11 protein-coding genes are annotated in these 11,671 nt (G+C 68.8%); all 11 read right to left on the bottom strand.

Features of this window, described 5'->3' with window-relative positions; genetic code table 11:
• Positions 1-118: 118 nt before the first annotated feature.
• On the bottom strand, positions 119-2,980 hold the full coding sequence (locus PV734_RS05080; RefSeq protein WP_319094106.1) for a DEAD/DEAH box helicase: 2,862 nt from the start codon (positions 2,978-2,980) through the stop codon (positions 119-121).
• 117 nt (positions 2,981-3,097) lie between these two features.
• On the bottom strand, positions 3,098-4,057 hold the full coding sequence (tatC, locus tag PV734_RS05075; RefSeq protein WP_319094107.1) for a twin-arginine translocase subunit TatC: 960 nt from the start codon (positions 4,055-4,057) through the stop codon (positions 3,098-3,100).
• Between the two features lie 53 nt (positions 4,058-4,110).
• Positions 4,111-4,395 (bottom strand): Sec-independent protein translocase subunit TatA, encoded by a 285-nt coding sequence (gene tatA, locus PV734_RS05070; protein WP_006379816.1) that lies wholly within the window; start codon positions 4,393-4,395, stop codon positions 4,111-4,113.
• Between the two features lie 256 nt (positions 4,396-4,651).
• Positions 4,652-4,846 (bottom strand): hypothetical protein, encoded by a 195-nt coding sequence (locus PV734_RS05065; protein ID WP_006379812.1) that lies wholly within the window; start codon positions 4,844-4,846, stop codon positions 4,652-4,654.
• Between the two features lie 48 nt (positions 4,847-4,894).
• Positions 4,895-5,188 (bottom strand): hypothetical protein, encoded by a 294-nt coding sequence (locus PV734_RS05060; protein WP_319094108.1) that lies wholly within the window; start codon positions 5,186-5,188, stop codon positions 4,895-4,897.
• The gene (locus PV734_RS05055; protein WP_319094109.1) at positions 5,185-6,252 is read right to left on the bottom strand and encodes a WYL domain-containing protein; all 1,068 of its coding nucleotides are present in this window, start codon (positions 6,250-6,252) and stop codon (positions 5,185-5,187) included. Before PV734_RS05055 ends, PV734_RS05060 begins: the two co-directional genes overlap by 4 nt.
• Before the next feature lie 16 nt (positions 6,253-6,268).
• A complete protein-coding gene (locus PV734_RS05050; protein ID WP_319094110.1) occupies positions 6,269-7,222 on the bottom strand; it encodes a helix-turn-helix transcriptional regulator in 954 nt (317 codons plus the stop codon).
• Between the two features lie 190 nt (positions 7,223-7,412).
• Positions 7,413-7,784, bottom strand: a complete 372-nt coding sequence (locus PV734_RS05045) for an FKBP-type peptidyl-prolyl cis-trans isomerase (RefSeq protein WP_319094111.1) — start codon at positions 7,782-7,784, stop codon at positions 7,413-7,415.
• Between the two features lie 97 nt (positions 7,785-7,881).
• On the bottom strand, positions 7,882-8,886 hold the full coding sequence (locus PV734_RS05040; RefSeq protein ID WP_319094112.1) for an FKBP-type peptidyl-prolyl cis-trans isomerase: 1,005 nt from the start codon (positions 8,884-8,886) through the stop codon (positions 7,882-7,884).
• A 145-nt stretch (positions 8,887-9,031) separates the two neighbouring features.
• On the bottom strand, positions 9,032-10,393 hold the full coding sequence (pafA, locus tag PV734_RS05035; RefSeq protein WP_319094113.1) for a Pup--protein ligase: 1,362 nt from the start codon (positions 10,391-10,393) through the stop codon (positions 9,032-9,034).
• Between the two features lie 9 nt (positions 10,394-10,402).
• A complete protein-coding gene (locus tag PV734_RS05030; RefSeq protein ID WP_319094114.1) occupies positions 10,403-11,662 on the bottom strand; it encodes an MFS transporter in 1,260 nt (419 codons plus the stop codon).
• Positions 11,663-11,671: the final 9 nt, after the last annotated feature.

Raw genomic sequence — 11,671 nt, 5'->3', positions numbered from 1 at the left:
CGGCAACACAGGCGCACCATGACGGAGCATCAGCCAGAGCCTGCCCGCACCCCCACCGGGTGGGCACGAGCGGCCACAAGACCCGCACACACCCACCGAGCCGCCAAGCCGCCGGAGGCTACCCCACCGACGAGTACGCCACAACGCCCCGCAGCAGCCCCTCCACGGCCTTGCGCGCGTTCTTCGCGACCGTCGACCCCTCGCTGCCGGAGACCGGCGCCGCGGCCGAGATCTGGCCGAGGACGTCGATGACCTGCTTGCACCACCGGACGAAGTCACCGGCCGGCATCTCCGCCTCGCGCAGGACCTCGTCGAGGCCCTTGCCGGAGGCCCACTCGTAGGCCGCCCAGGCGAAGCCGAGGTCGGGCTCGCGCTGGCCGACGCCCTCGCTCTGGGTGATCCGGAACTCCTCCTCCAGCGCGTCGAGCCGGCCCCAGATACGGACCATCTCACCGAGCGCGGCCTTGGCCCTGCCGGACGGCACCTTCGGTGCCATGGCGTCGTCGGCGACCCGCGACTCGTAGACCAACGCCGAGACGCAGGCGGCGAGTTCGGCGGGTGAGAGTCCCTCCCAGACGCCCGCGCGCAGGCATTCGCTGGCCAGCAGGTCCAGTTCGCCGTAGAGCCGGGCGAGCCGCTTGCCGTGCTCGGTCACCTCGTCGGACCGCAGATAGTCCAGCTCGGTGAGCAGGGCGACGATACGGTCGAACGTCCGGGCGATGGTGTTCGTGCGGCCCTCGATACGCCGTTCCAGCTGCGAGGTGTCACGCAGCAGCCGGTGGTAACGCTCGGCCCAACGGGCGTGGTCCTCGCGGTCGTTGCAGCCGTGGCAGGCGTGCGCGCGGATCGCGGTGCGCAGCCGGGCGATCTCACGGTCGTCGGCCGCCTGCGCCCGCTGCCTGCGGGCCCGCTCGGGCGGGATGTGCCCGGCCTTGCTGCGCAGCGCGGAGGCGAGGTCACGGCGGGACTGCGGGGAGCGCGGGTTGAAGGTCTTGGGGACCCTCATCCGCTCCAACGGCTCGACAGGTACGGGGAAGTCCATGGACGCCAGCCGCTTCACCTGCCGTTCGGCCGTCAGCACCAGCGGGCGCGGCCCGTCGTGCTGCTCGAAACCGCGGTGGCCGTTGGACCGGCCGGCGGGCAGTCCGGGGTCCAGGACGAGTGCGAGGCCCGCGTACTTGCCGGTGGGCACATGGATGATGTCACCGGGCTTGAGCTTCTCCAGTGCGACGGCGGCCTCGGCACGGCGCTGGGCGGCGCCCTGACGGGCCAGGTCGGTCTCCCGGTCCTTGAGTTCGCGGCGCAGTGCCGCGTACTCCTCGAAGTCGCCCAGATGGCAGGTCATGGACTCCTTGTAGCCGTCCAGCCCCTCCTCGTTGCGCTGCACCTGCCGGGAGATCCCCACGACCGACTTGTCGGCCTGGAACTGCGCGAACGAGGTCTCCAGCAGCTCGCGCGAGCGGTGCCGCCCGAACTGGTCCACGAGGTTGACCGCCATGTTGTACGACGGCTTGAAGCTGGAGCGCAGCGGGTACGTGCGCGTGCCGGCCAGTCCCGCCAGGTGGTCGGGGCTCATACCGCGCTGCCACAGCACGACGGCGTGACCCTCGACGTCGATGCCGCGACGGCCGGCGCGGCCGGTCAACTGGGTGTACTCGCCGGGGGTGATGTCGGCGTGCTGTTCACCGTTCCACTTGACGAGCTTCTCCAGCACGACCGAGCGGGCGGGCATGTTGATGCCGAGCGCGAGGGTCTCGGTGGCGAACACGGCCTTCACGAGGCCGCGTACGAACAACTCCTCGACGACCTCCTTGAACGTGGGCAGCATGCCCGCGTGGTGGGCGGCGATGCCGCGCTCCAGACCTTCCAGCCACTCGTAGTACCCGAGGACGTGGAGGTCCTCGTCGGGGATGGACGCGGTGCGCTCCTCGACGAGGGCGCGCACCCGTTCCCGCGCCTCGTCGTCGTTCAGCCGCAGCCCCGCGTACAGGCACTGCTGTACGGCGGCCTCGCAGGCCGCGCGGCTGAAGATGAACGTGATGGCGGGCAACAGGCCCTCGGAATCGAGCCGTTCGATGACTTCGGGGCGTCCCGGCGTCCATACGCGCGAGCGGGATCTGCGCTCGCGCTCACGATCGGCCTCGCGCATGGCACGCCCGCGTTTGCGGTCCTGGAAGGAGGGCCGCTGGGCCTCCATCCGCGCGAGCCTCGTGAGGTCGGGGTTGACGGCCTTCCTGCTGCCCTCGCCCTCCTCGAAGAGGTCGTACATCCGGCGGCCGGCGAGCACGTGCTGGAAGAGGGGCACGGGCCGGTGCTCGGAGACGATCACCTGGGTGTCGCCACGCACGGTGTCGAGCCAGTCGCCGAACTCCTCGGCGTTGGACACGGTCGCCGACAGCGAGACAAGGGTGACCGACTCGGGGAGGTGGATGATCACTTCCTCCCACACGGCGCCGCGGAAGCGGTCGGAGAGGTAGTGCACCTCGTCCATGACCACGTAGCCGAGGCCCAGGAGGGTCTGCGAGCCCGCGTACAGCATGTTCCGCAGGACCTCGGTGGTCATAACGACCACCGGGGCATCGGAGTTGACGCTGTTGTCGCCCGTGAGCAGGCCGACCTTGTCCGCGCCGTAACGGCGGCACAGGTCGGAGTACTTCTGGTTCGACAGGGCCTTGATGGGGGTCGTGTAGAAGCACTTCTTGCCCTGCAGAAGGGCGAGATGGACGGCGAACTCGCCGACGATCGTCTTGCCCGAACCGGTGGGGGCGGCCACCAGCACGCCCTTTCCCGCTTCGAGCGCCTGGCAGGCCTCGATCTGGAAGGGGTCGAGGCCGAATTCGTACATCTCGCGGAAGGACGCGAGCGCGGTGGCCTGCTCGACAGCGCGCTTGCGTGCTGCCGCATACCGCTCGGCCGGTGAGAGGTCCTCTGTCATCGTGCTTTCGAGACTACCGGCCCCCACTGACAACAGGACGATCATTATCCGGATCGATGCCTGGGAAACCCACAATCCGCGCAGCTCAGGCAATACGGAAGCGGCCGGGGCGCCCGGGTGGGCGCCCCGGCCGCCTTCGCGTCCGGATGGTGAGAGGGTGCGTCAGGTCACGTCGTCATAGCCGTTGACCCGTTCCGTGCCCGTCTGTTCGGGCAGGGCACGGCTGGCGGAGACGGTCTCGATCTCGCCGATGTCCTCGGGGGTGAGGTCCAGGTCGGAGGCCTCGTCGTCACCGGGGCCCGCCTCGTCGCGCCGGCGTTTGCGCCGGTCGTTCGTCAGCGAGAAGGCCACCGCGCCGAAGTACAGGAGCCAGATCGGTCCGGCGAGCGCCAGCATGGTCAGCGGGTCCGTGCTGGGTGTCGCGAGCGCCGCGAACACCGTGATGCCCATGATCATGCCGCGCCACCAGCCGGCCATCTTCTTGCCGGAGAGGATCCCGGTGAGGTTGAGCATGATCAGCAGCAGCGGCAGTTCGAAGGAGAGGCCGAAGACCAGCACCATGCGCGTGACGAGGTCGAGCAGGTCGTCCAGCGGCAGCAGGTTGTCGACGCCGAACGGCGTGAACTCGATGAGCACCTTCGCCGTGGTGGGGAGCACCTTGTAGGCGAAGTAGGCACCGCCGAGGAACAGCGGAACGCCGGATGCGACGAACGCGTACGCGTACTTCTTCTCGCCCTTGTGCAGGCCGGGGGCGACGAAAGCCCAGAGCTGGTAGAGCCAGACCGGCGAGGCGAGCACGACACCGGCCATCAGCGACACCTTCAGCGCGAGCGTGAAGGGCGCGAGGAGACCGTTGATCGTGATCTTCGCGCAGGGATTGTCGCTCTGGGTCTGCTGCTTCGCCAGCTCCGAGAAGGAGGACGGGCAGCCGACCGAGTCGAGCACCGGCTTCGTGAAGAAGTTGATGATGTCGTTGTAGAAGAAGGCGGCCACAACCGTGACGATCACGATCGCCAGCATGGCCTTCGCGACCCGGTTGCGGAGCTCGCGAAGGTGCTCCACGAGAGGCATCCGCCCCTCGGGATCCCTCTCCTTCTCCTTGTTGCGGGCAGACTTGAGCAACCCACGTCCTCATCTCGTGCGGCAGGCCGGAGGCATCCGGCCCTGCGTCAGCGTCAGCGCTTGGTCGTGTCCGTGGGCTCGGTGACCGGGCGCGAGCTCGTCACGTCCCCAGGGGCGGCCTGGATGGTGCGCTGCACCGGGGGCTGCTCGTCGGTGTGCGGCGGGCCGGCGGGGGCCGTCTCCTGGCCCTCCGACTTCATCGCCTTGGCCTCGCTCTTCAGGATGCGCGCGGACTTGCCGAGCGAGCGCGCCATGTCCGGAAGCTTCTTCGCGCCGAACAGCAGGATGATGACGACGAGGATGAGAATGATCTCGGGAGCTCCGAGCCTTCCGAACATTTCTTTACCTTCTCACCGAGGCGGCTGGGTGGGGGTGCTGTCCGATCGTTCGGACAGGTGTCCGACCGTCGTGTTCACAGCGATCGTAACTCTCGGGGGTAAACCTGAGGCAATCCCTGTGCGTACTCCCGGTATGCGGTCCGGGCCTCGTTTTCCGGCCGCGGTCAGCAGCGTACCTGGCGTCACCGACAGGGTGACAGGGCGAAGTCGCCCAAAACACATCAACCCCCGGACTCACAGGAGAGCCGCCAGGCACTCACAGCGCGTCCACAGAGCGCGCCGTGTGCACCGCGGCCCGTTCCAGGTCCTCGGCGGCCCGGTTTATGCGCCGTGCGGAGTCCGTGACCTGCCTTCCCAGGCGTTGCGCCTCCAGAAAGACCCGGACGGCGAGCACCCCGAGAACGGCGAGACCCAGGAACCCCACAGCGATCGCGAACATCGGCCAGAACATGGCCCGAGCCTAGTCCCTCACCGCGTCCTGGCCGCGGGCCCCGGGGCCTCAGGCCGGCCCGGCCAGCCGCAGTGTCCTGACCCCACCCCCGGTGAGCAGCTCCACGACCCGCTCGCCGGCCGGTTTGCGCACGGTCACGTCGCAGTCGGGGCAGGTGAAGGAGTAGAAGGTGGTGCGGCTGGTGGCGCCGATGGCCAGGCGCAGCGAGCCCGCGGTGAGCTCGAAGTTGCCGCGGCAGTCCGGACAGGCGGCGCGGAACACGACGGGGGCCACTCTCTTCATTCCGGCGAAGGCTGAAGCCACGGTCATGTCCCGCACACCTGACATCGCAGACTCGCTCAACGCTCCTGCTCCCGTCTGTCGTACAGCCCGTCCTGAACTCCGTGCGCCCCGGATACCGGCGTCGCCGTCCCGGGAGCCGCCGGCGCGGCGTCGTACGCCGCCAGCGCCTCCTGGGCGGCCTCCCGGGCACTGTCCGCGAGATCCTGCGGCGAGACGATGCGTCCGTCGCGGCCTAGCCGCAGTGCCAGGCGCCGCAGTGACGTCGGATCGGGGGTGCGCAGAGTGATACGCAGCCCGCCGTCGGGAAGCTCATCGGCGCTGTCGTGCGGGTAGTACTCGGCGACCCAGCGCCCGCCGGGCCCGACCTCGACGACCACCTCCGGGTCCTCGGCGGCGGGTTGCACGAGCCCCTCCGACAGGTCCCGCAGCTCTATCTCGGGCGGGGCGGCCGGCTCGTCCAGGATCTCGATCTCGGCGACCCTGTCGAGACGGAAGGTGCGGCGCGCCTCGGAACGCCTGCACCAGGCCTCGACATAGGTGTGGCCGACGCTGACCAGGCGGATCGGGTCGATCTCCCGTTCGGTGACCTCGTCGCGCGCGGGCGAGTAGTAGCGGATCCGCAGGCGGCGGCGCTCGGAGATCGCCCGGTCGACGTCCGCGAAGACGCCGCCCTCGGACTCGAAGGTCACCGACAGCCGGGTGCTGGCCCCGGCGGCCTCGCCGGCCGCCGTCTCCACCTTGGCGGTGGCCCGCAGGAGTGCCTGCCGGTCGCCCTCGCGCAGCCCGGGCAGGGTGGACACCGCGCGGGCGGCGACCAGCAGCGCGGTCGCCTCGTCGGCGGCCAGCCTGAGCGGTTCGGCGGCCTCCTCCCCGAGGGCCGCGGGGTTGTGCCACCAGATCCGTTCGCCGTCGGTGTCGATGTCGAGCAGGTCGCCACCGCGGAAGCTGGTGCCGCACATGGGCAGCACGTCCAGGTCCGAGACCAGCTCGTCCTCGGTGATCCCGAACGCGCGGGCCACGTCACCGACGCGCGCGCCGGGCCTCTCGCGCAGATACGTCACCAGCGACAGCATGCGCCGTGTCTGGTCGATGGCGTTCACTGGCCTGGCCGGTTTGCCTGCCACTCGCTTGTGCTCCCCCTCAGCCCTTGGCCACGGCGCGCAGCCGGTCCACCACTTCGGCACGCAGCTCGGCCGGCTCCAGGACCACCACGTCGGGCCCGAACTCCACCAGCCATGCGTCCAGCCCGTGCCCGTACGGAATCTCCAACTCGTCCCAGCCGTCGCCGAGTTCCCGCACGCGGGACGCTTTCGCCCGAAGGGGGTAGCCGGCGCCCGTCCGCAGCCTGATCAGCGCGGAACGGTCGGCGCTCTCCCCCGCCCAGCTGGCGACGGTCTCGCGGACCGTGACGACATCGGGCACGTCGGCGGTGAACTTCGCGCTCCGGCTGCGGACCTTGCCCGTGATCCGCGACAGCCTGAACACCCGTTCGGCACCCCGGTCACGGTCCCAGCCCGCCAGATACCAGTGACCGCGCCAGCACTCCAGCGCCCACGGCTCCACCTGACGGGGCTCCGGGCGGGCGGCGGTGGCCTTGCGGTAGTCGAAGACGACGGGGCGGCGGTCCCGGCAGGCCAGCATCAGCGGCTCGAAGGCGGCCTCGTGCACCGGAATACGGGGTTCCAGGGCGCCATGGCTCTCGTAGGGGTCGACGTCCTCGGGCAGACCGGCCGCCCGCAGCTTCTGCAGGGCGCCACTGGCCGCACCGGCGAGGCGGGCCTGCTGCCAGACCTTCGCGGCCAGGCCCAGGGCGGCGGCCTCCTCGGCGTCGAGGGTGATGGGCGGCAGCCGGTTGCTGTCACGGCCGGCGCGGTAGCCGACCTCACCGTCGAGGTTCTCCACCGTCTCGATGACCAGCCCGAGTTCGCGCAGATCGTCCTTGTCCCGTTCGAACATCCGGTTGAAGGAGTCGTCGCTGCCCGCTTCGAGATAGGCCTCGATGGAGTCACGCAGCTCGCGCTTGCTCAGCGGCCGGCGCGTCCCGAGCAGACACAGCGCCAGGTTCATCAGCCGCTCGGCCTTGGCAATGGCCATCGACGCCCTTCGTCTTCCCTATGGTGCTTACGACGGATGACCGTACCGCTCCGAAGTGGCGCGGCAAAAGCCGAGGGTCCATGCCCGGACAGGCATGGACCCTGGATGATCGGTTTCGGTCGGACCTCGTACGACGATCCGACCTGATCCCGATCTCATTCGACTGTCGTACGACGATCGGATCGGACGGTCAGACCGCGATCAGGTCCACCACGAAGATCAGCGTCTCGCCCGGCTTGATCGCCGGCGTGGGGCTCTGGTTGCCGTAGGCGAGGTGGGCCGGGATGGTCAGCTCACGCCGCCCACCGACCTTCATGCCCTGCACACCGAGATCCCAGCCCTTGATGACCCGGCCCCCGCCGAGCGGGAACTTGAACGCGCTGCCCCGGTTCCAGCTGGCGTCGAACTCCTCGCCCGTGCTGAAGGAAACTCCCACGTAGTGGACGGTGACGTTCTGACCCGCCACCGCTTCGGCGCCGTCGCCCTCCCAGATGTCCTTGATCTGAAGGTCCGCCGGCGGCTCGCCCTCGGGGAAGTCGATCTCGGGCTTCTCGATGCTCACGTCTCTGGCTCCTGCTGGTGAATGAACAAAGGCAACACGCACAGTCTTTCATCCCCGGCGCGGTGCCGCCCGCGCCGGGCCGACCTCCCCGAAGGGGTCACATCTTCGCGAGGATGTCCACGGAGAACACCAGTACGGAGTCCTTCGAGATACCGCTGCCCTGCGGCGGGTTGTCGCCGTAGCCCAGGGCCGGCGGAATGGAGATCATCACGCGGCTGCCGACCTTCTTCCCGGCAAGCCCCTGCGCCCAGCCCTTGACGACCTGCGACAGCCCGAACGACACCAGCTGCCCGTTCTTGTACGACGAGTCGAACTCCTTGCCCGTGTCCCACAGCACGCCCTTGTACTGCACGAGGACCGACTCGGTCTCCTTGACCACCTCGCCGTCACCCTCGATGACGTAGTTCGCCACCAGCTTCGTCGGCGCGGCCGACTTCGGGACCTCGATCGAAGGAGCCGCGCCGTCGGTGTTCGTACCGACCTTGGGCAGCGCCGCGTCGTCCTGGGCCACGACCTTGCCCTTCGCCGAGCTCTTCGCGTTGAACGTGTCCTTGACATCCACGACGAACACCAGCGTGTCGGTCCCCTTGATACCCGCCTGCGAATTGCCCTTGGTGCCGTAACCCCAGGTCGGCGGGATGGCCATCTCGACACGGCTGCCGGCCTTCCGGCCCGTCAACGCGTACCGCCAGCCGTCGATGATGCCGCCCTGGGCGAGCTGGATGACGAGCGCGGTTCCCCGGTCGTACGAGTTGTCGAAGACCTTCCCCGAATCCCAGATCTGGCCCAGGTAGTTCGCCACCACGTAGTCGTTCTCCACGACCGTCTTGCCGCTGCCGGCGATGAGCGTCTTCACCGCGAGATCCTTCGACGGCTCACCAGCACCCTTGGCCACGGTCGGCTTCTCGTCGAACTTCGCCCCCGCGGTGATCGCCGGCAGCGGACCGTCCACGATCTTCGGCGCCGGGGCCGTCGACGAACCCGACGCCGAAGGGGACGGACTGCTGTCACTGGCCTTGCTCTCGTCGGACTTGTCGTCACCGCATCCGGCGAGCGTGACAAGTCCGGCAGGTACGGCAAGGAGAACTGAGCGTCGGCGCACGGTGAAAGCCTCGTATCGGTGTCGATCTTGTATTGCTGGGGTGCGCGCAACTCTACGGCGTGCGAAGGGCGCCGTACGGAGAACGTACGGCGCCCGCGTTGCGTTCCGGAATGACATCCGGCCGCAAATCTCACATTCCGGCGACTCACATACCGGCGATCAGCTTCTCCACCCGCTCGTCGACACTGCGGAACGGGTCCTTGCACAACACCGTGCGCTGCGCCTGGTCGTTGAGCTTCAGATGCACCCAGTCGACCGTGAAATCACGGCGCTGTTCCTGCGCCCGCCGGATGAAGTCACCGCGCAGCCGTGCCCGAGTGGTCTGCGGCGGAACCGACTTGCCCTCGAAGATCTTCAGGTCGTTGCAGATCCGGGCGGCCTGGTTCTTCCTCTCCAGCAGGTAGTAAAGACCCCGCCTGCGGTGAATGTCGTGATAGGCGAGGTCTATCTGAGCGACGCGCGGATGCGACATCGTCATGTTGTGCTTGGCCCGGTACCGCTCGATGAGCTGGTACTTCATCACCCAGTCGATCTCGGTGCCGATCCGGTCCAGATCCTCGGCCTCGATCGAGTCGAGCACCCGGCCCCACAGCTCCAGCACCTGCGCGACCGTGCCCGTACGGATACCCCGCCGGTCGACGAAGTCCACGGCCTTCTCGTAGTACTCGCGCTGCACATCCAGCGCCGAGGCCTCCCGGCCGCTGGCCAGCCGCACCTTGCGACGGCCCGTGATGTCGTGGCTGACCTCGCGGATCGCCCGGATCGGGTTCTCCAGAGTCAGGTCCCGCATCACCGTGCCCGCCTCGATCATGCGCAGCACCAGGTCGGTGGCACCGACCTTCAGCAGCATCGTCGTCTCGGACATGTTCGAGTCACCGACGATGACATGCAGCCGGCGATAACGCTCGGCGTCCGCGTGCGGTTCGTCACGCGTGTTGATGATCGGCCGGGACCTGGTCGTCGCCGAGGAAACGCCCTCCCAGATGTGCTCCGCCCGCTGACTCACGCAGTACACGGCACCGCGCGGCGTCTGCAGCACCTTGCCCGCACCGCACAGAAGCTGGCGGGTGACGAGGAACGGAATGAGGATGTCCGCGAGCCGGGAGAACTCCCCGTGCCGCGCCACCAGATAGTTCTCGTGGCAACCGTACGAGTTGCCCGCCGAGTCCGTGTTGTTCTTGAAGAGGTAGACGTCGCCCGCGATTCCTTCCTCGTGCAGGCGTCGTTCGGCGTCCACCAGGAGTCCTTCGAGAATGCGCTCGCCGGCCTTGTCGTGGGTGACGAGTTCCGTCAGGTTGTCACATTCCGGTGTCGCGTATTCCGGATGTGATCCCACGTCAAGATAGAGGCGTGCGCCGTTTCGCAGAAAGACATTGCTGCTACGGCCCCATGACACGACACGGCGGAAGAGGTACCGAGCCACCTCGTCGGGAGACAGACGCCGCTGTCCCCTGAACGTACACGTGACGCCGTACTCGTTCTCCAGCCCGAAAATGCGGCGGTCCATGACTGAACATTACGCCCGATCACCCGAGCTGAAACGGGATCCGGCAGCACGGTTCGGATCATTTTCCGATGAGACCGCAACAACCGAGCCCTCCACGGGAGCCGCCAGCACCCGCCCGGTGACCAGCAGAACCAGCAACGACACGGCCCCCGCGCCCCCCGGCACGACGAACCCCCACAGCGTTCCGCCCCACTCGACGACCGGCCCCGCAAGGCCCGTTCCCAACGACGCGCCCACGGTGAACGTCGTCACAAGCCAGGAGAAAGCCTCGGTGACCGTGCCCCGCGGAGCGTGCCGGTCCACCAGCACGAACACACACGCGAGAGCCGGCGCCAGGAACACCCCCGCGAGCACCATCAGCGACGTCATCGCGACCGCACCCGGCATCAGCGTCAACGGCAGGTAACACACCGCCAGCAGCCCCACCAGCACCGTCAGTCGCCGCTCCGCCGGCCCACTCCACTGCCGCGCCCCGTACACCGTCCCGCCCAGCAGCGCGCCCAGCCCGACGGCCGCCATCAGCCAGCCGTACACCGTGTCCCCGCCGTGGTCGTCCGCGTACGACACCGACGCGACCGTGATCGACCCCAGCGCGATCCCCACGAAGAGGAACGCCCCCAGCATCACCAGCAGCCCGGGCGACCGCAGCGCGCCCAGCCAGTGCGCCTCACGCGGCGCCGAACGCCACTCCCGCGAAGGCGGTGACAGCACCACGGACAGGGCCCCCAGGACCCCGATCACGTTCAGCACCAGCAACGCGGCCTGCGCCGACCACAGCGACGCGCACAGTGTCACCAGCAACGGCCCCAAGGTGAACATGACTTCCTGCGCCACCGCGTCCATCGCGTACGCCGTGTGCACCTGGTCCTCCTTACGGAGGACAGAGGGCCACAGCGCCCGCAGACCACCCTCCAACGGAGGCGTGAAAAGCCCGGCGACCACCACGGTGACATACGCGAGCGGCAGCGGATCGGTGCCCGCGAACGCGAACGCCCCCATACCGAAGGCCGACACGAGCGCGGCCGACAACTGGATCCGCGGCTGCCCGTACAGGTCGACCAGCCGGCCCAGCAGCGGCTGCCCCACCGCGTTCGCCACGCCGTACGCCGCCGCGAGCCCGCCCGCGAGGCTGTAGGTGCCGCCCTCGGCCCGCACGAACAGCACGATCGCGATCGCCGCCGTGGCGTTCGGCAGCCGCCCCACCAGGGTGCCCACGAGCAGCCGCACCGCATGCCGCGCCCTGAGGATCTCCAGGTATCCCGCCGCCATGACCAGCCC

It is taken from the genome of Streptomyces sp. AK08-02, assembly GCF_033795085.1.
Lineage (GTDB): Bacteria > Actinomycetota > Actinomycetes > Streptomycetales > Streptomycetaceae > Streptomyces > Streptomyces echiniscabiei.
Note: the sequence above shows the minus strand (reverse complement) of the source record. Positions and strands in the feature narration are given on the sequence as shown.